Annotated in this window: 16 protein-coding genes and 3 pseudogenes; 9 read left to right on the top strand and 10 right to left on the bottom strand. The window is 60.2% G+C overall.

Annotation, left to right across the window (positions count from 1 at the left end; translation table 11 throughout):
* Window positions 1–509: 509 nt before the first annotated feature.
* Complete coding sequence (locus tag NKI58_RS16215) at window positions 510–2,189, bottom strand: glucosamine inositolphosphorylceramide transferase family protein (RefSeq protein ID WP_352591348.1); 1,680 nt, start codon at window positions 2,187–2,189, stop codon at window positions 510–512.
* A 334-nt stretch (window positions 2,190–2,523) separates the two neighbouring features.
* On the opposite strand from NKI58_RS16215, the gene NKI58_RS16210 reads away from it, so the two are divergent.
* From NKI58_RS16210 to NKI58_RS16190, 5 genes are read left to right on the top strand one after another with little or no spacing between them, the layout of a single operon-like run.
* Entirely contained in the window at window positions 2,524–3,813 is a 1,290-nt protein-coding gene (locus NKI58_RS16210) for a glycoside hydrolase 5 family protein (protein WP_352591345.1), read from the top strand.
* Window positions 3,810–4,331 carry a glycosyltransferase family 2 protein gene (locus NKI58_RS16205; RefSeq protein ID WP_352591342.1) on the top strand — a complete coding sequence of 174 codons (522 nt, stop codon included), beginning with the start codon at window positions 3,810–3,812 and terminating at the stop codon, window positions 4,329–4,331. Before NKI58_RS16210 ends, NKI58_RS16205 begins: the two co-directional genes overlap by 4 nt.
* Window positions 4,319–5,497 (top strand): glycosyltransferase family 2 protein, encoded by a 1,179-nt coding sequence (locus NKI58_RS16200; protein ID WP_352591339.1) that lies wholly within the window; start codon window positions 4,319–4,321, stop codon window positions 5,495–5,497. Before NKI58_RS16205 ends, NKI58_RS16200 begins: the two co-directional genes overlap by 13 nt.
* On the top strand, window positions 5,498–7,114 hold the full coding sequence (locus NKI58_RS16195) for a Rossmann-fold NAD(P)-binding domain-containing protein (RefSeq protein ID WP_352591336.1): 1,617 nt from the start codon (window positions 5,498–5,500) through the stop codon (window positions 7,112–7,114). It begins immediately after the preceding gene.
* Between the two features lie 6 nt (window positions 7,115–7,120).
* Window positions 7,121–8,002 carry an NAD-dependent epimerase/dehydratase family protein gene (locus NKI58_RS16190; protein ID WP_352591333.1) on the top strand — a complete coding sequence of 294 codons (882 nt, stop codon included), beginning with the start codon at window positions 7,121–7,123 and terminating at the stop codon, window positions 8,000–8,002.
* A gap of 127 nt (window positions 8,003–8,129) precedes the next feature.
* On the opposite strand, the gene NKI58_RS16185 is transcribed toward NKI58_RS16190, so the two are convergent.
* Window positions 8,130–8,858 carry a class I SAM-dependent methyltransferase gene (locus NKI58_RS16185; protein ID WP_352591330.1) on the bottom strand — a complete coding sequence of 243 codons (729 nt, stop codon included), beginning with the start codon at window positions 8,856–8,858 and terminating at the stop codon, window positions 8,130–8,132.
* A 1,610-nt stretch (window positions 8,859–10,468) separates the two neighbouring features.
* On the opposite strand from NKI58_RS16185, the gene NKI58_RS16180 reads away from it, so the two are divergent.
* Together NKI58_RS16180 and NKI58_RS16175 are read left to right on the top strand one after the other, a co-directional pair.
* The gene (locus NKI58_RS16180) at window positions 10,469–12,025 is read left to right on the top strand and encodes a family 16 glycosylhydrolase (protein WP_352591328.1); all 1,557 of its coding nucleotides are present in this window, start codon (window positions 10,469–10,471) and stop codon (window positions 12,023–12,025) included.
* A gap of 986 nt (window positions 12,026–13,011) precedes the next feature.
* Window positions 13,012–13,889 (top strand): annotated as a pseudogene (locus tag NKI58_RS16175) (metallophosphoesterase); the annotation flags it as partial.
* 717 nt (window positions 13,890–14,606) lie between these two features.
* Here the strand turns inward: NKI58_RS16175 and NKI58_RS16170 are convergent.
* The 4 genes from NKI58_RS16170 to NKI58_RS16155 form a co-directional block, all read right to left on the bottom strand.
* Window positions 14,607–15,740, bottom strand: coding sequence for a LacI family DNA-binding transcriptional regulator (locus NKI58_RS16170; protein ID WP_352591322.1), 1,134 nt, complete (start codon window positions 15,738–15,740; stop codon window positions 14,607–14,609).
* 88 nt (window positions 15,741–15,828) lie between these two features.
* Window positions 15,829–17,358: an amino acid ABC transporter permease/ATP-binding protein gene (locus NKI58_RS16165; RefSeq protein ID WP_352591319.1), complete on the bottom strand. Its 1,530-nt coding sequence runs from the start codon at window positions 17,356–17,358 to the stop codon at window positions 15,829–15,831.
* Window positions 17,359–17,434: 76 nt separating this feature from the next.
* Window positions 17,435–18,271 carry an ABC transporter substrate-binding protein gene (locus NKI58_RS16160; RefSeq protein ID WP_352591316.1) on the bottom strand — a complete coding sequence of 279 codons (837 nt, stop codon included), beginning with the start codon at window positions 18,269–18,271 and terminating at the stop codon, window positions 17,435–17,437.
* A 158-nt stretch (window positions 18,272–18,429) separates the two neighbouring features.
* Window positions 18,430–19,296, bottom strand: coding sequence for a PfkB family carbohydrate kinase (locus NKI58_RS16155; RefSeq protein WP_352591313.1), 867 nt, complete (start codon window positions 19,294–19,296; stop codon window positions 18,430–18,432).
* 100 nt (window positions 19,297–19,396) lie between these two features.
* Here NKI58_RS16155 and NKI58_RS16150 point away from each other — a divergent pair, with 100 nt between their 5' ends.
* Window positions 19,397–20,398, top strand: coding sequence for an SIS domain-containing protein (locus NKI58_RS16150; protein WP_352826711.1), 1,002 nt, complete (start codon window positions 19,397–19,399; stop codon window positions 20,396–20,398).
* A 64-nt stretch (window positions 20,399–20,462) separates the two neighbouring features.
* On the top strand, window positions 20,463–21,590 hold the full coding sequence (locus NKI58_RS16145) for an NAD(P)/FAD-dependent oxidoreductase (RefSeq protein WP_352706028.1): 1,128 nt from the start codon (window positions 20,463–20,465) through the stop codon (window positions 21,588–21,590).
* A gap of 289 nt (window positions 21,591–21,879) precedes the next feature.
* Here the strand turns inward: NKI58_RS16145 and NKI58_RS16140 are convergent, their stop codons facing one another.
* The 4 genes and pseudogenes from NKI58_RS16140 to NKI58_RS16125 all read right to left on the bottom strand — a co-directional run bounded on the left by NKI58_RS16140 (window position 21,880) and on the right by NKI58_RS16125 (window position 23,905).
* On the bottom strand, window positions 21,880–22,317 hold the full coding sequence (locus NKI58_RS16140; protein ID WP_352706030.1) for a TA system VapC family ribonuclease toxin: 438 nt from the start codon (window positions 22,315–22,317) through the stop codon (window positions 21,880–21,882).
* Window positions 22,314–22,541: a CopG family transcriptional regulator gene (locus tag NKI58_RS16135; protein WP_352569963.1), complete on the bottom strand. Its 228-nt coding sequence runs from the start codon at window positions 22,539–22,541 to the stop codon at window positions 22,314–22,316. The genes NKI58_RS16140 and NKI58_RS16135 overlap by 4 nt, the downstream gene beginning before the upstream one ends.
* A 133-nt stretch (window positions 22,542–22,674) precedes the next feature.
* Window positions 22,675–22,776, bottom strand: a pseudogene (locus NKI58_RS16130) (EamA family transporter); the annotation flags it as partial.
* 104 nt (window positions 22,777–22,880) lie between these two features.
* Window positions 22,881–23,905: pseudogene (locus tag NKI58_RS16125) on the bottom strand (zinc-binding alcohol dehydrogenase family protein).
* Window positions 23,906–24,073: the final 168 nt, after the last annotated feature.

The raw sequence follows: 24,073 nt of genomic DNA, 5'->3' as shown, positions 1-24,073 counted from the left end.
CGGATGTGCTTGATCCAATCATATGCGGGCTCCCGGCCATAGTGGAAAGAAGAATGAAGATGAGGTGAAATAAGATCTGTTGCAGCCCCCTAACTTTTAGGTTGTATGCGAGCATTACCTATGCATATCTTAAATGGAAGGACGATGGATGGTTAGGAAAAGACAATAGATGATTAGCTCTTTTGGGGTATCTCTTCAGGTTATTTCCAGCCCATACCACCAGCGCGGATAGCACGGCAGCGGCACCGATCACTTCAGCAGCTGTGTTGGCAGCGTTGCCAAACCCGTTCAGACCTCTGGGGCCACTTCCAACGCCGGCGAGGACATCCATCGACCCGCGGCCGGCACTAGCTCACAAGCGACAATTTTCTACTGACCGAACCGTGCGGAAGGCAGCGAAGATCGTCGGCGCGAAGAAATGAACGTCCAGACAACGCTGACATTGCCACTGGCCAGAAGCTGCAATGTGCAGGTGGGCTCGCTCCTTCACTCGGCCGTGATTTCCGAGCTTATTCTGTGCCCGAGAAGGGTCGGGCGCGCCCGACCCTTCTCGGGCGGGGTACCTTGCGCTCGACCACCTGGCTACGGGTGGCTGACCCGGACGAGACCGCCCAAGAGAGGGACTGCCCACGCGGTCCCGAGACCCCACGCGGTCCCGAGACCGGCGCGTCGGGTACCAGCAAACGATAGGAGGTCGTGACCTCTCGCAAACCCCGGATATGCCCGAACAGGTCGATCACCTCCAAGCCAGACCGGCGGTTGTAGGTGTGACACCCCAACGCTCCGGACCAAATGCGACCGACCGGGGTCTGGGCAAACTCCGACGCCCCGAGCGCATCGATCTGGCAGAACGTCACCGCGCTGCCATAGCCGCGCGCGCAGTCTTGGACCGGGCGTAGCGTGCGTCCGCCGTGTCGGATGACGGCGCCTGCGGGGCGGCTGAGCCTGGCATCGATCAGGACCGGGTTGGCGGCATGGGGCGTCCAAGACCCGGTCAGGCTCTCGGCACGGTAGAGGCTGAGGACATCCCAAGACGTGGACCTCCAACGCCTTGGGCTGACGAAAAACCAAAAGCCGCCCTCATGGCAGAGAGGCGTGGTATCGTAGCCCTCGATCCCCTCGATGAGGCAGGCCTCCCGCGTCCACCGGTAAGGGAATTCCACTGCCCTGTAGAGGCTAACATTCCTGGCCGTCCCCGATTCGGGGATCATCCAGATCTGCCCGTCCTGCTCGAACACGAACGGGTATGAGAGGTGATGCGGTTCCTCCACGACGATCTGGGGTGCGCCGACGGTCCCGTCCCGGTCCGCTGCCACGACCGCAATGCACCCCCGGTTCTTCGAGTAGAGGTACTGTTCGACAAAAATGAAATCCTGCCCTTGGCGCCGGAACGGGAACGGGTCGGCAAGGTAGCTATCGGTGCTTCCGGTGAGCACCGAGAAGGTTGCTTCGCCTTTGTCGAGCAGGCTCGCCGATTCATCGAAGCGCCAGCCAACCCCCCACATCCTGCCGCCTCTTGCCAGGACGTCCAAAAACCTGATCGCTTTCGATGCCACCGTGCCGGTCGCCCTTGCAAGGGCCGAGGATGCGCCAAGTGAAGGCACGGCCGTCCGTGAACCGGGGACACCGGACGCAGCTGAACCGGTTTCCTCGCGCAAGGCTTTGAGGATCAGCAGCACAGCGCAGGAGAGGACGCTGTCTAGACTCGCTGAGAACACTCCACGGTCTACACTGGCCGGACGGGCCATCCACGGCCGCAACGGGCGCGCCGTGTCGTGCAGGTCGACGAGAAGGTCCTGATCATTCGCCACGGCCGCCATGACGCCGATCTCGCCGGGTACGCCGTTGAAGAGCGGCGTCAGCACCCGCAGCCCCGCCGGGCGCGTCTCCTCTCCGCTCAAATCGATCACCACGTCCACTTGGTCGGACGGAGGCGGCGGCAGGGACCGCAGCGCCGCCTCGACGGAGTCAGTGGCGCCGTTCCCGCGAAAGCCATAGACCAGTCGTTCGAGTTCGAGCAGCAGACGGCAGGTCAACGGCAGCGGGCGGCGACCGGCCGCCAAAGCGCAGGAGACCTCGTTGCCGGGCACTTCAGCAAGCGCTTCTGCCAGCCAGAGGTGCCACCGAAGTAGCCGCGATGGATCGAGACTCAGGCAAATGCGCATTGTTGTTCTGACCGCGGATTTCAAAAGGACGCCGGCTCACAGCTTGACGAGAACCGCCTGCGGCGATCCGCCTTACCAAGACTCCGCCGCGGGCCCGCGGGCCAGGGATGTAGATGGAAAGCGATGGCGCGTGTCACAGCGCGAGAATACTTCCCACCTATTACTACCGCGGGGACTCGCCAATAAGAGGAGCCGAACTCTTGGTTGGGAGCGATGTCTGACAGCACGGGTCCATACTCGAGCGACCGGAATCGGCCAAGCACCACTATGCCCGAACGACGCCCGGGCTGTGCGAGGTCAGAGGAGGTAATCCTTCGGGGCTGTTGCACTCGGCGCCCGGCGAGAGCCACATGGCCGGGTGATTGTTGGCTGGCAACGAGTGAGAAATAGGCTGCGCAACGCCGGACTGCGGGTGCTGGTGTGCGCGTTGCTGTCCGTTCCGGCAGTCGTGAGCGCCGCGGATGACCCGTCGGCAACGTCCTTTATCAAGACTTCCGGAACGAACTTCACCTTGGACGGCAAGCCGTTCTTCGTGACCGGCGTAAACAACCACTATCTGACCTACGGGTCGCCGGATGAGGTCACCCGCGTTCTCGATGACGCGGTGGCGATGGGCGCCAATGTGGTCCGCACCTTCCTCCAGCCGGTGATCGGGTCGCTCGACGGAAGCAAGCCTACGATCTGGGATTGGCGGCTTGAAGGCGAAGCCAGCAATCTCTCGGTCAAGGGCACGTACCTGCTCTACTGGGACCCGAGCCAAAACAGGATGGCGATCAATGACGGCGCCGACGGCATGCAGAAGGTTGATTTCCTCATCGCCGAGGCCGGCAAGCGACGCCTGAGGCTGATCATCGCCGTCCTGGATTTCTGGGCCTTCACAGGCGGCGCCCAGCAGATGCGGGCCTGGTATGGGAGCCGGGACGCCCCAGGCGTGCAGAGCCAGTACGACACCGACCTCAGCAAAGAGAAGTCGGAGTTTTTCTTCCAGGATCCGCGCACGAAGCGCGACTACAGGACCTGGGTCAGCCACGTCGTGCAGCGAGTCAACCCGCTCACCGGGCTCGCCTACCGGGATGATCCGACCATCATGGCCTGGGAGCTAATGAACGAAGGCAATGCGCAGCCGGAGGCCTTACGATTGGCTTGGACCACCGAAATGACGGCTTACGTGAAGTCGCTCGATCCGAACCATCTCGTCACCTCAGGGCACGCTAACGTCGAGTCGAAGCTATCGGATCTGACGATCCCGACTCTCGATTTCGGGACCTGGCACGGTTACCCGCTCTACTACAAGCTCACCGTCCAGCAGTTCGACAGCTTGATCACCGAGTTCTGCCGGTTGGCAGTTCGCGCCGGCAAGCCGGTGCTTCTGGAGGAGTTCGGCTATGCCCGCTCCAATCAGAACTTTGCCCAGGCTTACGCGATGTGGCTCGACACGCTGACGCGCGAGCGCAACTGCGCCGGCTGGATGGTGTGGCGGCTGGTGTCGCGGCAGGACAGCGGACGCTATCCCGTCGACGAATATGACAAGTTCGATATTCACAACGACGGAGGTCCGCTCTGGAACATCCTCAAAGCCGCCACGGCTCGGGCGACGCAGACACGCGAAACCAGCCCGGCCTCAGAAAGCAGCCGGCAGTTGCCATGACCGAAGCCTCCGTCGTGATCTGCGCCGACACACTCGATCGCTGGGACGATTTGAACGCGGCCATCGCGTCGGTGCGCCGCCAGACCTGCCCGGCCCGCGAGATCGTCCTCGTTGTCGACAACGATGAGGCGCTCTTGGAGAGCGCCCGGCGCGAGATCCAGGGTGTCGTCGTCACACCTAATACCAACGTGCGTGGACTGTGCGACGGTCGCACGACGGGAGCCGGATTGGCGCGCGCGCCGGTCGTGGCGTTTCTCGATGACGATGCGATCGCCGATGAGCGCTGGCTGGACGAGTTGCTGATGCCCTACGCCGACCCGCGCGTGCTTGGCGTCGGCGGCCGCCTCGAGCCTCTGTGGCGCAAACCTCGGCCCTCGTGGTTTCTTTATGCTGAGAGCCGGCTTCCGGGTAAGCCGAATCCAGCGCGTGGAAGTCTGGCTTTATCGCATCGTCTATCGAAGAGCTTGGGGCAGACATTGGCAGTTCAAGTCGGGAGAATTCCTAGATGCGTATTCTGATGCTTGCGCAATCCTGTACGCCGATTGGCGTTGGCCAGCGGGGCCACGTCCGGAACCTAAGTATCGGTTTTGCCCGCCGCGGTAATGACGTTGCCGTTGCCACAACCGGTCAGCCTGGATCGAAAACCGGGCAGACCGAGCATGGCGTCACCAGCGAACGCCGGCAGGTCCCGCGCCCCCCCACGATCTCGGTGATTATCTGTGCCTACACCGAGGACAGATGGGAGCTGATGCTTCAGTCGGTGGCCTCGGTTCAGGAGCAGACCTTGCAACCCTGCGAGATCATCGTATGCATCGACCACAATGAAATCCTGTTTCACCGTTGTGCCGCGTACTGGGCTGGCTTCGCCGCATCCACCCCTCCGATACGGGTGATCCAGAACAAGTACGACGGGCACCTGGGGTCGGCCCGAAACACGGCAGCCGAGACAGCTGCGGGAGACATTCTGGCGTTCTTGGATGACGATGCAGCGGCCGACAAGGACTGGCTCGGGATTCTCACAGACCCGTACCAGGATGAGCGCATCGGCGCCGTCGGCGGGCGCCCCCTACCGGTTTTCGAGGCTAGCCGCCCGGCCTGGTTTCCCGTGCAGTTCGACTGGGTGTTCGGATGCGCTTATGACGGTCTTCCGACAAGCCGAGGCCCCTTGGCTCATCTTATAGGTGCCAACATGTCGGTGCGGCGAACCCTCCTTGAGCAGGTGGGAGGGTTCCACTCCGACAATCACGACGACATGGACATGTGCCACCGCGTGGCGCAGATCAAGGGTAGTGAGGCTGTCATCTACGAACCGGCAGCGACCGTCCGCCACTTTGTACCCGCCTCACGGCCGAGTTGGAAGTACTTCTGGCGCCGCTGCTTCTTCGTCAACAAGGGGAAGGTCGAGGCTCTTGCCCAGATGGGCGACGCCGCAACTCTGGGTGCGGAAACCCACTTCGTCTGGCACGCGCTGACCAAGGGCGTACCGCGAGGGATTTGGCAAGCCGCCAAGGGTGACCCCCATGGGCTGGTCCGGTCCTCGGCCATAATCATTGGCATAGGTCTGGCCGCGGCAGGCCACGCCGCCGGTCATGTCGAGCGGGCGCGGCGATTGCGCCGGCAGCGCCGACAGGCCACCAGGCAGGTATTTAACACAGCCGCGCGAGCCAATGGGCGAGAGAAGTGAATGCCTTCTTCGATAATCATTGGTTCGGGTCCGGCTGCAGCCGCCGCCGTGTTGGCGCTGTCCGGGAAGTCTGACGAGAAGATAACTGTGTTCGATCCGGGCACCGTGCTGGACGTCCAGACGCAAGAGGTAATCTCCAGGCTGTCCAAGCTGCGTGTCGGCGACTGGGATGAGGAGGACGTCCGCCGGATCGGATTGCAACCCAAGCGCGTACAGTCGGATTCGCTCCCTGAAAAGAGAAGCTACGGATCCGATTTTCCGTTTGTCAACAAGGGCCAACTCGACGGAGTCCACTCCCAGGGTAGAGTCAACTCTGCTGTGATCTCATGCGCCTACGGAGGGTTCAGCAACGTCTGGGGGGCCCAGATCATGCCCTTCAGCGCTGCCACATTCAAGAGATGGCCGTTCGGTTTCTCGGATATGGAAGAGCACTATCGGACGATCCTTGGTCACATTCCGTTCGCCGGAGAGTCCGACGATCTCGATGAGTGGTTTCCGCTCATCGGATCTCCGCACCCGCTTCCGCCGCTGGCACCGCGGACGCAGATGGTGCTGGCCAACTACGACCGGCACCGCGATCGTGTACGCTCCACCGGAATAACCATAGGGCGCGCGCGGCTCGCCTTCTCGGCGCCCGAATGCCAGCCCTGCGGCCTGTGCATGACTGGGTGCCCGCGGTCGCTGATCTACTCGGCCTCGCACAGCTTCGACCGCTTCAGGCGCAGCGGGAGGATTGACTATCACAGCGGGCTGCTCGCGGTTCGAATCGGCCAGGAGGCCGACACGGCAGTCGTGGAGGCTCGGGAGCTATCCAGCGGCCGGATCCAGCGATTCGCAGCCGACCGGGTCTTCGTGGGTTGCGGAGCTATCGGCACCACTCGGCTGATCCTGGGCTCGCTCGGATCGGACCAGCCGGTCCATCTTTCGGAATCGGCTCAGTTCGTTCTTCCAATGATGTCCGTGAAGCCGACTCCCGACCCACGTACAAGGCGCGAGTTCACACTCAACCAGTTCAACATGGTCATCGGCCGGGACGACGAAGGCTTCGACGTCTCACAGGTTCACTGTTACCCGTTCAACCACGCATACTACGATGCGCTGCCCGGCTTCCTCCAACATCCCGCCGCCGCCTTCGCGACAGATCGGCTGCTGAGCCGATTGACGGTAGGCCTCGGCTATTTGCCATCCTGGGCGTCACCCAAGATACGGATCACAGCCCAGGTGCCCGCAGCTCCTGATGAGCTACCCCGGATTACCCTTACTGCCGAGGGGTTCAGCGAGACCAGGGTCAGGGGCAAAGACGTGCCTCCGACGCTGCCTGACGTAATAAAGCGCATCTATAGGGCAGCACCTTACCTTGATTTGTGGCCGGTCACGTCGCAAATGCTGTGGTCGGGTGGGGCCAAGAGCTACCACTTTGGCGGCAGCTTTCCCCACGCTAGTGAGCGGGACGCCCGGAGTACGACGACAGACCGCGTCGGGCGGCTGGCGCGTTGGGACCGGATTCATCTTATCGACGGTTCGGTTTTCCCAAATGTTCCGGCGACTACCTTTACGCTGACCGTGATGGCCAATTCTCATCGCATCGCCTGCGAGGCGATGGAACTGACGGGGTGAGCATCAATGCGGGTCGGCATCACCGGAGCGACTGGGTATGTCGGGTCCATCCTGCGTGCTACCTTCGCCCAGCAAGGGCATGAGGTCATCGCGTTCGCCCGCCCGAACCGGGCGACCTCCGCATCTGCCGCCGCAATGGCCGGCGTCGCCGAATGGCGCCCATATGAGATTAAGCGCCCGCCGTCGGGACCCGCATTCAGCGACCTAGATGTGCTCATCCATAGTGCATGGGACCTGAGTCTCGTCAGTGCCGGCGATGTATGGGGTGTCAATGTGTCCGGCTCGCAGCACCTCCTCCGCAATGCCGCCGACGCAGGGGTTCGCCGGGTCATTTTCATCTCCTCGATGTCCGCTTACAAGGGAACCCGACAGTTGTACGGCCAGGCCAAGCTGGCGTGTGAGCGCACAGCCAGCAGTCTGGGAGGCGTCTCCACCCGCCTCGGACTGGTTTACGGCCCCGGTTGGGCCGGGATGGCCGGCGCGCTGCGCAAACTCACCAAACTGCCGGTTACACCTCTCATCGGGGCGCGCTCCCATCAGTTCACCGTGCATGAGGCAGACATGGCAGCCGCCATGGTGCGTATTGCCGAATCGGACATGCCCCTGCCGGAACCGGTAGGGCTGGCCAACCCCGAACCCGTGCCGTTCCGACGGCTCATGAACGAGATCGCCGCGTCACAAGGCAGAACACTACGTGCCGTCCCGGTGCCCTCGCAGCTTGTCAGTTGCATGCTCCGGGCAGGAGAGGCCCTGCACGTCCCCCTACCCTTCCGATCCGACTCCATCCTGGGGCTCGTGCACCCGGCGGCAGAGGTTCCCGGGGTAGGGCAGCTCAAGCAGCTCGGAATCAGGTTTCGAAGCTTCTCGCTGGACGGAGATCGACGTTAAAATATGGGAGATTTGCCCAGCCCTGCGGGTGACAGCGTTTTGACACTTCCCGGGCACTGCAACTTTCACCTTCGTGAGCCTCCAGCACACAAAGGTCGGTTCGCGCTCGACGCGCACGAACACCACCTCAGCTCGTGAGGACGATCAGCGAGGCGCCGCCGAGTAAGCGCACCGACAGGTCCTCTCCGGCCATAGTCCGGACAATGCCTCGGGCGGCATTACCGAGGATGGCTGTAGTGGTTCTCCATTCGGGATGGATCTGCAGAATATCTTCCGCGGTCCTAGTGTACTGTGCGTCAATAATTTTAAAATCTGTGTCGCGCAGAGTCGCTAGCGCCGTTGCCTGATCAAAGTAATGCAGGTGACCAACCTCCTTGCGTTGCTTAAGATGCTGACCACGTATAAGTCCGACGACATTCATGTCAAGTGGAATATGGAACGTATAGTATCTTGATCGTCCTCTTAGTCTTCGAAGGAAGCCAATATAATCATCAACGTGCTCGAAAACATCGATGCACAAAAGAAGATCGCAATTCTCGCCGGTCTGAAAGAAGTCGCCGCAGTGAAACTTGAGGTTGTTTTTTTCTCGGTGTTTGGCCAAATTTATAGCGTAGGGAGCGATATCGTAGCCGATGGCTGTTGAATCACGGAAGATATCATGCCGAAGAAGAGCATCCAGAACGCTTCCCGTCCCACAACCTGTATCGACGATTTTCTGGCAACTGATGTTGTTGGCGTGCACGATCTTGGCGATGTTCGCGGCCTTAACACCGCCATCTTCGTCATGCCAAGTAGGATTAGCAGCGGCATAATCTATTCCGGTATAGAGGTCATTACTTGACATCATCTCTGCCATCTTTTGTGGTCGAGCCAGATTAAGTTGCCTCTTCAAATATTTCGGTGTTACTAATAGTTTCTTTTGGCTTGAAATCGACCAGCGATCGAGGTCGCTGCATGGCACAAGGCCAGGTCCAGAAGGGGATCCTAAGTCGTCCTGTCGATCGCATTTCACATTTCGGGAATGGACGAATGTTAGGGAGCCGCACCGGTCTTGAGGTCGCTCAGGGTTCCTCCGTTGCCTCGGGACTACACGCTACATGCGAACCGCGCATCTCAGTGGGCGCAACCGGATAAAAGCAAAACCTAGCCATTACAAATGTAACGACACTCTCGATGGCGTCAAGCCGCCGGCGGCGAAGCTTCCGGGGAGGTCCCGTAAGGCACGCGGCCCATCTGAGGTAGCTCATGGGAATCCAACTCCTCTCGTTCCACAGCGAGGCTGACTGGCAGAAATTTTCGCCGATCAGGGACAAGCGATGCCGCATTGTCGGCTTTACGTTCTGAACGACGGTCAACCTGCATAGACGACCATGCAGCAAAAGAGCACGCTAATCGACTGTGCCCCAGGTGGAGCTTTGGCCACTGGCTGCGCGGTTCAGACTCGTGGCAGGCGCCACGCGGCGAGAACGCGCCGCGCCATAGGGGTCAAGTATCAGCCACTTCAACAAGCCGCTCAAGCGATCGCACTTCCCCTGGATGCGGTTGCAGGTTCGGCGCGTTACATGCAGGCACGCTGGCGTTTCGATTGAACGGCCTGTCGGCGCTGTAGGGCCTGCACTCGATAGCAGGGCCAGCTCTCACCTTCGATCATTGAAGGCGGATCATGTGGGACATCGCCGCCGTGGCGCTGGCGAGATCCCTCAGCAATACGTGTAGAGACTGCATCGGCCGCGCAAACGGCACGGTCGAACATCGGGCCGGCAGCGCCAGCCATAGGTTCGACGGCTCGTCCGCCACGCAACTCGGAAGACATTCCGGCCATCCTTGTCGATGACCTCACATGCGAACGACCCCGCGAACACATGCGCTCAAACCGGCGCAACATTTCAGCCGACGGACACGGTTTTGGTAGGACGTCCGGAAGGGCGCTTCGGTGCGGCCGTTCGACACACGTCCTACATTAGAATGTGTTAATAAGTTCTCGCTGAGCCTCATTCTCGCCGCAAATGGCAGTAAGCTCGTGTTAGCTCGATATATTGTCCTCGGATTAATCACTCCCCGATAGTATAAGACGGTAAGCGGGATAAGTCCAACGAGCGAAACTGCCTGCGTTTTACTTATGGCGCAGGCGTAATTACAACAAAAAAACACAACCAGCCAAGGATACACCGTGTTTTTACTAAACAGCTCGGCGGTGCCGGAAGAGCTGCGCTCGACTTCAATTTGGCTGCGGCTGGAACCGCCGAACAGCTTGCGTGCGCGGCAGCACCCTCGACAAAATTCGTCTTCGGATGGCGAGTTCAACGTTCAGCTTGCTCGACAATAATGTCTGGGCGAGGACTTCCAAATCTCCGCTACTTTGAAACTCCGTTCGCAGTGCCCAACTGCGAGCATGCGATCTGCCGCGCGCCTTGGCGATGCGCGGCAGTGGAATTCCCTGTTTTCAACACCAAAGAGGATCACTGAATGACTCTTTCCGCCCCCGCAGGCTTTGCCTCTAGCGATCTCGTCTTCGAGGAAAACTTCTCCGGTACGGCGCTCGACAGCGACTGGCATACCTACATCACCAGCAATGCCGCCAATGGCTGGCCATGGAATAGCAATGGATCAGGAGGAAGCAACGCAGGCTCGCAATATTATGCCGACTACGATGTGCCGAGCCAAGTCTCCGTGAGCAATGGGGCCTTGGATCTCACGGCGATCAAGCAGCCCATCAGCGGCATAAATCAGGGGACCACACAGACATACCCGGTCACGTCCGGCGCGGTCAGCAGCTACGGCAACTTCGAATTCAATGGCGGCTACCTTCAGATCAGCATGAAGGCGCCAAGCGGCGATGGCGCATGGCCGGCCCTTTGGCTGTTGCCCGGCCATGGCGCCGGCAGCAGCGGCGACAATTTCGAGATCGACATGCAGGAGGGCGGATTTACCGGTTCGGGGCCGGCGGACCAGATGTTCTCCTGGCACCTCCACTCGCCGTCAGGGTGGGTAGGAAACAGCATTGATACGGGGACCGACCTCACGGCCGGCTTCCACACGTACGGCATCAACTGGGTGCCCGGTCAATCGATCACCTGGTATCTCGACGGGCATCAGATGGCGCAAGTGACCAGCGCACAGGCGCCGATCCCGGATGAACCGATGGAATTGATCATGAACAATGGGGTCGCGAATTCGAACGTGACCGGATGGCATACGGCTCTGGATGGTTCGACTCCTTCGTCGATGCAGATGCAAGTCGATCAGATTCAGCTTTACCAGAAGGCAGGCAGCGGTGACACGGTGACGGGTGCTAACGTCACTCCCCCAATCACTGGCTCGACCGGGACCGAGCCCGTGTCTGGCACCGGGACGGTTCCTTCTTCCGGCAGCACCAGCGATGGCACCTTGTACGGCACCAGCGACGCCGATGTATTACACGGAACCAGCGGCCACACGATGATTGGCTATGGCGGCAACGACACCTATTATGTCGATAATGCCAACGAGAAGGTGGTTGAGGCGGTGGGCGGCGGCAACGACAGTGTGCTCGCCTCGGTGAGCTATGCGCTTTCCGCCGGCTCGGAGATCGAGCTCCTCGCTACCAATAACGCGTCAGGCACGAAAGCAATGACCCTCGCCGGCAACGAGTTCGCCCAGACCATCCAGGGCAATGCCGGCAACAATGTCATTAACGGCGGCCTCGGCGCCGACGTCTTGACCGGCTACGGAGGCCACGATGCCTTCTCGTTCAATACTGCTCTTGGAGCCGGTAATGTCGACAAGATCACCGACTTCAAGCGCTCCCAGGATACGTTCCATCTCAGCGATACCGTTTTTGCCGGGCTTCAGCCGGGAGGGCTTCCATCCAAAGCTTTCTTTATTGGTGCAGCCGCGCATGACAGCTCCGATCACATCATCTACGACAGTGCAACCGGGGCGCTCTCTTTCGACAGTGACGGGGCCGGCGGCGCATCTCAAATACAGTTCGCAAGCCTTTCCCCACATCTGTCGCTCAACGCAGCCTCGTTCTATGTGACCTGAAGGACTACGCGGGGCTGCCATGGCCAAATAAGGACTGGATGAACAGCACCTCAAAGCCATGGTGCCGAACCGAACTCAGCGTACCAAAGGCGGGAGCCCGGTTTTCGGCGATGATCTGCCAAGCAAAAGAGATGGGGTTCCATCCCGATGCCATCGGGATGGAACCGCTCTAGTTGTGAGCTTTGCGCAGGTTGTCCATTCGGACCGAACCGAGGAGACTGGAGTTACCAAGCTTCGGGTCCGAATGAACATCCCAGACTGGCATGCGCAGCATCATCAGCTACTTTCTCTCGCCAATGATGCGATACAAGCAGGAAACACTGCGAGAGCGGTAAGAAGCCGGTTTGCAGCCGACGAAAGTTCGCCCTCCGGCTTCAACTCGAGAGCGCCGCAATCTTGTCGAGGCGATAGGTCAAAGGCGGGAAGCGGTCGGCTCGAAGCTGGATGACCATAGCCGGTTGTGGAAGGTCGAACTGCAACAACTCACTCGCGAGACAGGCCTTGCGCTCCACATTGCATCACCATCCGACGGGCACATCGACGTGGCGCAACATCGAACACCCCTGTTCTGCCGCATCACGCAAAGCTGGCGCGGACGGCGCCTCCTCAATCGCGTGGCCTGGTCGAGCTGATCGCAGTCACGACAACCAAGCGAACCCGAAGCGGGCGCGCGGTCGATTCCGCGGCCGACGAAAAACGGGATCAAATGAACGATGTCGAGATGGAGGCGCTCGCCATCTAAGGCGACGCATTCATCCGGAATGGAACTGCACCATCCGCCCGAGATCAGTGGCAATTCGGAGCAGTGACGGGTCCTAGCCCGAGCTCCCTTCCCTGCGCAATAAAGACCAACGCTTGCAGGTGACGCCAATTTGGGAAACTATTGACCAGCGAGGCCTCTCACGCGGTTGATGTGGTCCAGGCTGCCGCAGCTGAATACGCAGCGATCTCTAGTACCAACCTAGTTCTGCTGGAAAACACAAGTGCTGACGTCGCGGCGCTCATTCCTGAAGCTCTTTGGCGCCGTGTCGCTCGCGGCATTCGGTCTGGCGAGTTATGCCATCGCGATTGAGCCTCGGTTTCGACTGAGTGTCACGCACTACAAGCTCCTTCCGCCGCGCTGGCCGACCACTGCCAAGCCCCTGCGCATCGTCGTGGTCGCTGACATCCATGCCTGCGAGCCTTGGATGCCGGTTTCCAGGATCGACGAGATCGTTGGTGTTTCGAATAGCCTGCAGCCCGACATCATCCTTCTCCTTGGCGACTACGTGATGGGCGTGCTGCCCCGCTATGCCACCGGGATCGTGCCCGACACTGTTTGGGGGAATTCTCTTTCGAAACTTTCGGCGCCACTCGGCTGCCACGCCATTCTCGGCAACCACGACTGGTGGCACGGTGTCGATAGTGTCCGCGCAGCCCTCGTCGACAATGGCATTCCGGTCCTCGAGAACACCGCCACGCTTATCCGTCAGCAGGATGGCCCAGCATTCTGGCTCGCGGGTCTTGGCGACCAGTGGGCCGTGCAGTTTTCTCGCGGCGTGTACAAGGGCGTCGACGATCTGCCTGGAACAATGGCCGCAATACCCAACGACGGCAATCCGATATTGCTCCTTGCGCATGAACCGGACATCTTCATTACTGTCCCTGACCGTGTCAGCCTGACGTTATGCGGCCATACACATGGCGGACAGGTGCGCTTGCATTCGTTGGCCCCCCCATCATCAATTCAGCCTACGGACAGCGCTTCGCTTATGGGCATGTCGTCGAGGGTGGGAGGCACATGATCGTATCCGGGGGTTTGGGCGTATCATGGCTGCCGGTGCGCTTCGGCGTGTCGCCGGAGATCATGGTCGTCGATATCGGCCCCAAAACGTCCTCTCGTCCTATAGACGAACCATCCGCTGTATCACGAGACCTGCCGTCCGCCGTTGATCGTTCGCACGAGGGTATTGATGGTTGTGTACATGCCGTATTCCCATCGCATCCAAGACGAACGCGGCACAGTCTATCATCCCTTTCTCCGACGGGCGGAGTCGGCGGATAGCTCTCGATCCACTAGAATGCCTTTAAGAAGCTGAGCCAGGCGTCCCGAAACACCTTTCTTCGACACATTCTCGGGGAACGGAAAACCTGAATGGGTACGGCATCTTGTAGCCCCATCCTTGTCGTTGGCGCCCGAGCAGAACGCATCTTGGAGCATGCAAATGGCCCTGGTTGCACGAGATCTCCTTTGGGCCATCGGCGAGCATACTCCTATTGGATGAGGCGGCGCGAACCAGCGTTTCAGGACTACTCAAATTCCTGAAGGGGCCTGCGCCCGGCAGCATGCTAGGACTGTTGCACGCAATAGCGGATCAAAACCGTGATCCTGGACATAGTCGGCCGAACCACGCCGAACACATTCCTCTTTGAAATCCAGCGTTCCGCGGTGGGCTGTCATTCAGCCGAGCCGAGCCGCAGATGGCCGATGGCGTGTAGGCAAGCGAAGAAACATACGGCAGGTCAATATCCCTGTATGGCATCGACCTCGATATAGAGAGGGGCTGCAATTCAGCCCCAGCTATAGACCGTTGCGGCCGGATCAGACGGGCTCGCGGGTGAGATAAACCGCAATTGAATTGCGCTCCACCAAGCGGGCCGCAAGGACACGGTGCTCGAAAGGTAACGTGGCCTCCGCCAGCCTCTTCAAGAGAAGCTCCGCTGCCGCCGCTCCAATCAAATGTGCCGGCTGCGCGATGGCTGTAATACCCTGGGCCACGAACTGCATCCAGTCGAGATCGTCGAAGCAGAGCAGCGAAACGTCTCCTGGAATCGCAAGCTTCAATGCGGAAATGGCCTCCAGAACCCCTGTCGACATCACACCATCGGCCGTAAACAGAGCGGACGGTGCATTGCGCATTGTCAGCAGATCGAGCGCCTCCTTGCGGGCTGCCTCGCTAGAATAGAGCGCCACGCGACGGATCAATTGCGGATCCGGCGTAATGCCCGCGGCGCGATGGGCTTCGAGATAACCCAATAGCCTCTGCCAGCTTGGATGATGGTAGCGAAGATCAGCGCTGGAGAGATCAACGTTTGCCACAAACGAGCCAACATCGTCGCGTTGGCCCGGCCCGAGTTCCGCCAATATTCCGATGCGGCTGTGTCCGGCCGCTATCATCGCCGCGATGCTGCTATGCGTTACAGAAACGTTGTCGACCACGACTGAATCGGTTTCCAGGCCCGCCACCATGCGGTCGAACTGCACGACGGGACAGCGAGCCGCGACTGCTTCATGAAGGTGATCCGGCTCGTCCACGAAGGTCGATGAGACAATTAAACCGTCGACCTGCTTTTCCAGCAGCAGTTGCACCGCCTCTTGCTCGAGTTCGGCATTTTCATCACTGTTCGTAACGACAACCCCGAAGCCGCCACGGCGCGCGACATCCCCTATTCCGCGCAGCACGCTGGCGTAGAATGGGCTTTCGATGTCGCCAACCACTACGCCGATAGTCTGCGTTTTACCGGTGATCAGACCTTTGGCAAGGCGATTGGGGCGGTAGCCCAGCTCAACTGCTGCGGCGCGCACCTTCTCCTGAACCTCGGGGCTGCTGTAGCCGTAGTCACCAAGAACACGCCCGGCCGTGGCGGAACTCACCCCGGCCCGGCGAGCGACCTCTATGATAGTTGCGTTTTTGGGTGATCTTTGAGTCACTCGGCAAAAAAACCTAGCGCCCATGCGCGCGTTGTGCCGGCGACCTAGCGGCAGTTAAGCCCGTCCGCAAGGGCGAACACCGCAACAGCCCCCGTTGCGCACACCATTGCAATCACAGCACCTCGGACAAAAAGCGCCGAAGACGCGGGCTTTGCGGGTTATCGAATAGGTCCTCTGGTCGGCCTGCCTCGACAATCCGCCCCTCGTCCATAAATACGACCTGGTTCGCGACCTTGCGAGCGAAGTTCATCTCGTGTGTAACGACCACCATCGTCATCCCGCCCCGACCAAGATCGGCCATCAAGTTCAGGACGCCTTTGACCAATTCCGGATCGAGCGCGCTGGTGACTTCGTCGAACAGCATAATCTCGGGTTCGAGGGCCAGGGCGCGCGCGATGGCCACCCGCTGCTGTTGCCCGCCCGAGAGATTGGCCGGCCGATGGTCCTTACGCTCCAGCAGTCCGACTTCATTCAGCCTCGCCAAGGCCGCGCCCTCAGCCTCCTCGCGCGACATGCGTTTAACTTTGCGAAGCGCCAAGGTGATGTTGGCGAGCGCGCTGCGGTCGGGGAACAGATTGAACTGCTGGAAAACCATGCCGACGCGCCGCCGGAGTTGGTCAGGGGTCTGTTTGTAGATGCTTTCGCCATCGAGCAGAATGTCACCGGCTCGACACTCTACGAGGCGGTTGAGGCAACGCAGCAAGGTCGACTTGCCCGAGCCCGACGGACCGATGAGGCAGGTGACGGTCCCCGGCTCCACTTTCAGACTGACGTCATGGAGGACCTGGACGACACCATAGGCCATGTCGATATTCTTCACCTCAATACCGCCACCCTTGAAGCGTGTGGGCGCTGCTGCAGGCAACGTCTCTGTGCCCGGCACGACCGCTTCGGCAAGCTCGGCGACTTCCTTGAGGCCACTTTGCACAGCGGTGATACGTTTGCCGACGCGCATGCGCGCGTCGATGTAATTGACGAGATGGGTCAGCGGCACCGTGATCACGAGATAGAACACGCCGGCCAGCAACAGCGGCGACAAGTTGCCGGTCAGCACGGCCTGGTCCTGGCCGACGCGGAACAATTCGCGTTCGGAGGCGAGCAGACCAAGAAAATAGACCAGGCTGGAGTCTTTGACGTTGCCGATGAACTGGTTGACCAGTGCAGGCAGGACGCGGCGGATGCCTTGCGGGATCACCACCAGGCGCATGCCTTGGCCATATGTCATGCCGAGAGTGCGCGTGGCGTCGATCTGACCACGCTCGACGCTCTGAATGCCGGCGCGGAAAATCTCCCCGATATAGGCGCCGGCGATCAGGCTGAGCGCCAGAATGCCCAGCGGATAAGGCGATGGACCGAACAGATCTCGGCCCAACCGCGCGAAGCCTTGGCCAATGATTAGGATTGTGACAATGGCAGGAAGCCCGCGGAAGATATCGGTGTAGACTCGGGCAAGGAGTTTCAGCGGCCGGTTCTCTGAAATCCCCATCACGGCGAGTACGATACCGATCAGCGTCCCGAAAAACGTCGAGGCAAGGGCCAGGATCAGGGTGTTCTTGAGGCCGACCATCACCATGTTCGGCAGAACTTCTGCCATCGCCTGGAAATCAAGAAAGCTGCGGGCGAAGTTGTCGAACCAGCTCATATCAAGTCCATCTATAACTCGGCCGGGCACCGTTGCTCACGGGCCCGGCCGGAAACGATAACGAATGCGCGCGAATTTACTTCTTTGGCAGATATTGATCCGGCATCGGGGTACCCGGGAACCATTTCTCGTGAAGCCGTTTCCAGGTGCCATCCTCCATGGCCTCGCGCAGTGCCTTGTTTAGCGCTTTTCGGAAAGCGTCGTTGCCCTTCTTGACCACGAACCCGGCAGGCGCGTCGAAGGACGGCACATTCATTGTTATCTTAAGGTTGTTGTAGCGCTCCACATACTGCTTGGCCGACTCATAGTCGGTGAAATGGCCATCGATCGTCCCGTTGTTCAGCGCCGCCACCGCAGTGTTGTTGTCGGGGAATTTGACGATGTCGCCCTTCAGGTTCTTCTCAGCATAGATTTCCTGCAGCGTTCCCTGGATCACGCCGATGCGCTTTCCGGCGGTGCTCTCATTGGTCGTCAGAGCCGGATCAGCCGAAATGATCGACAGGTAGCCAGCGAGATAGCCGTCGCCAAAATCCACGGTCTTCTTGCGCTCCGCGGTCGTGCCAATGGCGGCGACAGCGACGTCGAAGCGGCCGTTGGCGACAGACGGCAGCAGCGCCGAGAATTCTTGGCCGGTGAAAACGACCTGCTCCTCCTTGAACCCGAGCCGGCGCGCCACGTCGCGGAAGAGTTCAGCGTCGAAGCCGGTGAAGTTGCCGTTGGCGTCGGTGAAGACATAGGGTTTCGCATCGCCCATGGTTCCGACGCTGATCATCGTCGGGTCGATGAGGTTGTAGGGGTTGTCGGCCGCTTTTGCCTGCGTTGATGCGGCCAACGTGCCAAGTCCTGTCACCAGCGCGATCGTCAGCGCCAGACCGGATTTCACAAATTGGCGCCTGCTCGAATTCGTTTGCATGTCTTCTCCTCTTACGATTGGCCGAAGTCGGCCTGCGGTCCCACTCGACGACTCATCCATCAAAACGCTCTTTCATGGCGTTGGTTTTGAATGAGAACGTTATCACTTTAACTAGCATTGTCCATTTTTCGCGTCAATTGCTCAGTTGAATTTCGCAGCTAGACGGTTCTCTCGTCTTGAATGCGCCGAGCTCCGCGGAGGACCTCCGGCGTGATCTTTCCTAGATCGATTGCTGCCGCATAGCCGATGGCCCCGTAGTACCGGCAGGTAGCAGCCGCCGCCTCCGCGGCTTGGCCAAGAATGTCCTGAGGCGTCTCTTCCTTAAGCAGGCCGAATAGCGTTCTCGCGATGAAGGTGTCGCCCGCGCCCAGGGTGTCGACGGGTTCAACCAACCGCGCCGGGGTTCGGTAAGAGACGGTGGCGCCGTGAAGCACCGCGCCGGCCCGACCGCGAGTTACAAGAACCCACTTTGAACCAAATGCAAGCAATTCGGCTGCGATTGCGGCCAATTCCTTGTCGTCGAGACCGTCACCCGAGACGCAAGCCAGATAGCAATAGGGCCCAATCTCGCGTCGGTGTCCCGGTTCCCGCCGGGTGGAAAAATCATAAGACAACAGTGACTTACTTGATACAGCGGCAACCCAGGGGTCCAGACCGCTGGACTGGCCGATGTGGACGGCCTGAAAACCCGAGAGAAAATCCAGATCTTCTTGCGTCGGCGTGAACGCCGAAATTCCGAGATCGAAGTCCAGGAAAATCCGATCGGCGTTGCGGTGACCTATGAGGCAATAGGCGGTCGGCCCTTCAAGGCGCCGCAATCGGGTGACGTCCACGCGCTCGGACTTGAGTGCGGCGTGAATCAAGTCCCCTGCCCGGTCTTTGCCGATCGCCCCAACATAGGCCGACTGCCCGCCGAAGCGGCTGACATAGACCGAGACATTGAGGCAATTTCCGCCAGGATACATCTCGCCGCGAGCGAGATAACAATCGACCACGTTGTCGCCCATCGCGGCAATCTTGACCATCGCAGGACTTTCAGTTTAAAGGGTGTGATAACGTTCGCACAATGGCCCGCCATTGTCAATTGTGCGCCGGCCCAAGCTCTGTCAACGAGAAAGGAACCTCATGATTTTCGCCCTCCCCGCCGACGTTGAACGCGCCCTGGCCGCTACGGCGGGCAGGCAGTTTTCGCATCTTTTCCTCGTGGCGTGCGGCGGCTCGCTCTCGATCATGATGGCAGGCAAATACTTCGTCGACCGTCACAGCGGCACATTCGCCTGCGACATCTACAACGCGGATGAGTTCGTCTGCCGAGATCCGCGACGGTTGGGACCTGACGCGCTCGTTATCCTTTGCTCGCAGACAGGCACCACCCACGAGACCGTGCGAGCGGCCAATCATGCAAAGGATCAAGGCGCGACGACAATCGGCATGACGCTCGACCAGATATCGCCCCTCGCGCAGGCGGTCGACCACGCAGTCGCCTACCAGGCCTCCTACACGACGGGCAAACCGATCGATGCAGCCCGCAGCAACTACGGCGTGCTCTACATGTTGCTCGCCGGCCTAATCGATGCTCGGGAGGATGCCGGGCTGACCGCCGATCTGCTGATGAGCCTGAGCCATCTTCAGCCGGCGATCGAACGTGCGCACCGGACCTATGCCGACCGGTTTAAGGCCTTCGCACCCCGTTTCGCGCCGTGCAATACGATCTACACACTGGCCAGCGGTGCAAGCTACGGTGCGGCGTATTCCTACGCCATCTGCGTGTTGATGGAGATGCAGTGGTACGACTCGCAAGCCATACACGCCAACGAGTTCTTTCACGGCCCATTTGAGGTGGTGAACCGGGACGCTTGCTTCGTGGTCTTGCTAGGTTTGGACGAGACGAGGCACCTTACGGAACGCGCTCGCGATTTCCTTTTCAAGCACGGCAGCCGGGAAAACATCCTGGTGCTCGATGGAGCGGAACTCGACCTCAGTGGTATGTCAGAACACATCAAGCCCTATCTCGTTCCCTTGGTCTTTTTTGACACACTATGGCGTTTTGCCTACGAGCTGGCCGGTCTGCGCGGCCGGCCAATGCTTGAGGGCCGGCGCTACATGAAGAAGCTCACCGACTATTAGTTCCGCCGCGCTCTGCAGCGATCCAACAACCCCCAGCCCGTCTTCTGCGAAGAAGGATATCTCCATGACTGCCTCCCCAAAGCTGCGCCATGTCGTTGTTATCGGCGCGGGCATCTTCGGCATCTCTTCCGCGTTGCACCTTGCTCGTCTTGGCGTTGATGTAACCATTGTCAACGACGGCGCGCCGGCTAACGGTGCATCCGGCCGTTCACTTTCCTGGCTGAACTCAGCGCGACGTGCTGACACTGCCTACCACCGCTTGAGGCTTGCAGGCATCGACCGTTATCGGACCCTGGCCGCCACAAGGCCGGAAACGGCGTCGTGGCTTCGCTTTGACGGCGGCCTCACCTGGGATCGGGATGATGAGGCGAACCAGATCGCGTCCATCTGCCAACTGGAGCAGGATATTGGCTATGACGCGCTTCTGCTCGGCCCTGCCGAAGTCGGCGCAGTGACGCCCGGCGTCAACGCCAGCGCCATCACCCCGCAGGGCGCCATCTTCAATCCTGGCGAAGGATGGGTTGACCTGCCCTGCCTGATCGATCTGCTGCTCAATGAGTTCCGCTCCCGCGGCGGCAAGCTCGTCCAGAACGCCGGACGCGTGCGGACGGATGCCACAGGTGGTCGCGCGCGTGGCGTCGTCACTGCCGATGGTGTGCCGGTAAAGGCGGATGCAGTGATCCTTTGCGTTGGGCCAGCGACGCCTGTTATGCTTGCTGAGATCGGAGTCCATATCCCGGACGCTACGCCGATTTCACTCCTCTTGAAAACCAAGCCGATCAGGACCGAGCTCCGTGCCGTGCTGAATACGCCGCGCGTGGCGGTGCGCCCGACGCCGGATGGCGAACTTGTTTTGGATTCGGCGTGGTCGGAGGAAGAAGTCGTGGTCAACTCTGACGGAACTTACATCGTGCATGACAAGACCGTCAAAGGACTGCTCGACGAGGCTAGTGCGGTGCTCCAGGGCAATCCGCGGCTCCAACTCGCTACCTATGCAGTTGGCCCGAAGCCTATCCCCGGCGACGGCGAGCCAGTGCTTGGCTCCGTCGAGACCGTCGCCGGGCTTCACGTCGCCTTTGGCCACAGCGGCGCCACGCTTGGATTGATCGTCGGCGAATTGCTTGCCAAAGAAATCGCCTCAGGCAATCCGCATCCCATGCTTGCGACCTTCCGCCCTAATCGTTTCAGCTGAAAGGGCAATTGGGGCAAGGCCGAACTGTCCAGATGGGCAGCGGGCCTGGGGAAGAGATGGGTGACATGATCGTGTGATCGGGTTGTCGTCTTACGGCGACAGAGACGGCGACGAGTGTCAGCGCCGCGCGTCCAAGCGCGAACGCGCAGGGGAGAGATGAATGCCCCGCAAACTATGGTCAGATAGCCGCTCGCGATCCACTGGAGTGCGCTAAGCGCGACAAGTTGCGGAATCCTCAATTCAAAGCCAAGAAGATCGAAAGGCAGACTGCACCGAAGACCCCGGCGGTCTACCTTGTGGGAATCAGGTGCAGTGCAGACTTCCCGCCCTTCACGGCCGCCGCTGACAGCTTGCGGTCAAAGCTCGCTAGTTGGCCGCCGCGCGCCTTGGCGAGCGCGAGAAGATAGGTATCGGTGACCTGTGCCGAGGTCAGGATTTTCGCTGCATCGATGTCGCCGGAGCCAACCAGGGTCACATCGTCGGGCCAGAAGCTGTGCCCGTGCAGAGCCCGCAACTTGGTAACGATTTGCGCAACGATGGCGGGCGAACCGGGACAATTAGGATATCTTTGGTTGCCGACGATGCGCAAGACGCCGTTTTCGGTGATGGGACACGTAGCCCATGCGGCGTTACCGGTCACTTCGAACCAGGCATGCGCGTCGTCATGGGCCACGTGGCCAGGATCTATCAGTGCGATCAGCACATTGACATCGAGCAGGAACGTCAAGGCAGTTCGTCTCGCAAGGCATTGACCGTCTCAAGCGTGACAGGAGGTGCATCCGGCCGAGGCGACAATAGAGGTATCCCATTGCGCTCGCCGCCGGCTTGAGGCCGGCGCAGCGAGCGCCGGGCGAGATCGGTGATGACCTCGCCGAGGCTGCGATCCTGCTGCCGGGCCATGGCCTTGGCCGCGACCAGGACATCGTCATCGATCGCCAGTGTGGTTCTCATATCGCCCTCCTTGGTGGGCATCAAACATCACGCATCATATAGAATAGCGACGTCGGATACTCAAGCGGTGCGAATAGCCGGCGGACTTTGCGTGGAACGCGTTTTGTGCCGGAAGGATCGTCGCTCCACGGCTTCAACCTTTGTATGCGACGAGAACTGCGCCCGCTGCTGCAATCAGTGAAACGCCAAGCCAGTTCGGCAGGGACAATTGTTCACTGAGGAAACCCACTCCGAATGCCGTGTCAAGCGCGCCGCTTAGCCTGGCGTCACCGAGCAACTCCCCCTCCCATAATGCAGCATCAGGGCTGCGGTCACATATCTTGATTGTGTTTGCTGACGTCAGCCAGATCCAGCCACGTCGACAACAGCCTTGATCAGACCGGACTTCTGCTGCGCCCAGATCGCAATATCGCGTGGGCTGTCGCGCAGGGTGGTGCGATGGGTGACGAGTCGGTCGATTGGTATTTTTCCAGCGCAGATCGAGGCAATGACGTGCTGGAAATCGCTACGCGTCGCGTTGCGACTGCCGATCAGCATCATTTCCCGCTTGTGGAACTCTGGATCGGAGAAGGTTATGTGTCCGGCACGACGCTGACCATCACCATGACGCCGCCATGGGCAACATAGGCAAAGGCGGACTGGATCGAACGGCTGTTTCCCGTTGCGTCGAAGACGACGTCGAAACCTGTTCCCGCAGTGCGCTCCGCTATCGTTTCGATGATCGATCCCTTCGACCCGTCGATCACCAGGAAGCCCAATTGCCTTGCGGCAAAGGCCAGCCGCTCGGCATCGACGTCCATGACGGTCACGTTGAGTTGCGCGATGCGCGCAAAAAGCGCGGTGCCGAGGCCGATCGGCCCGGCTCCGATAACCAAGGTGCGAATGCCCGGCCCCGCCATGGACCTGCGGACCGCGTGAGCACCAATGGCCAGAAACTCGACCGTGGCCGCCTCGACCGGTGACAGACCGGCCGCGGGAATCAAGTTCTGCGCCGGCACGAAAATCTGCTCACTCATGGGACCGTCACGGTGCACGCCAAGCACCTCGATCGCCATGCAGCAGTTCGGCTTGCCCTGGCGGCAGGCGGCACAATGTCCGCAGGAAAGATAAGGATTGACGAGGATTTGCTCTCCAACCGCCATATGCACGGGCGCGTTGATTGCCGCGATTGTTCCCGAAACTTCATGGCCCATGACGCGTGGATAGGCGAGGTAAGGATGCCTGCCCTCGAAGATGTGGTAGTCGGTTCCGCATATCCCGACATAGGCGACATCGACCAGTGCCCAGCCCTCCGGCGGAGTGCCTGGCGCCTGCTGCTCCTCAAACACCAGCCTGCCGGGCTCGGCGCATCGCACGACTTTGATGCTGGGGCTCATGATTGTAATTCACCCCTTGCTAAGCTGGAGTCCGGCAGGAAGTGGGGGGGGCGGGGCGAAACCCCCGCCCCAGGGGGGGGGAGAGGAGAAGAAGAGTATGATTAGAGGCGCCCCAAACCCGCCCCGGGACAGCAAAGGGGGGGCCGGGTGGGCCCA

Source organism: Mesorhizobium sp. M0522 (genome assembly GCF_040321085.1).
In the GTDB taxonomy this organism is placed as follows: Bacteria; Pseudomonadota; Alphaproteobacteria; order Rhizobiales; family Rhizobiaceae; genus Mesorhizobium.
Note: the sequence above shows the minus strand (reverse complement) of the source record. Positions and strands in the feature narration are given on the sequence as shown.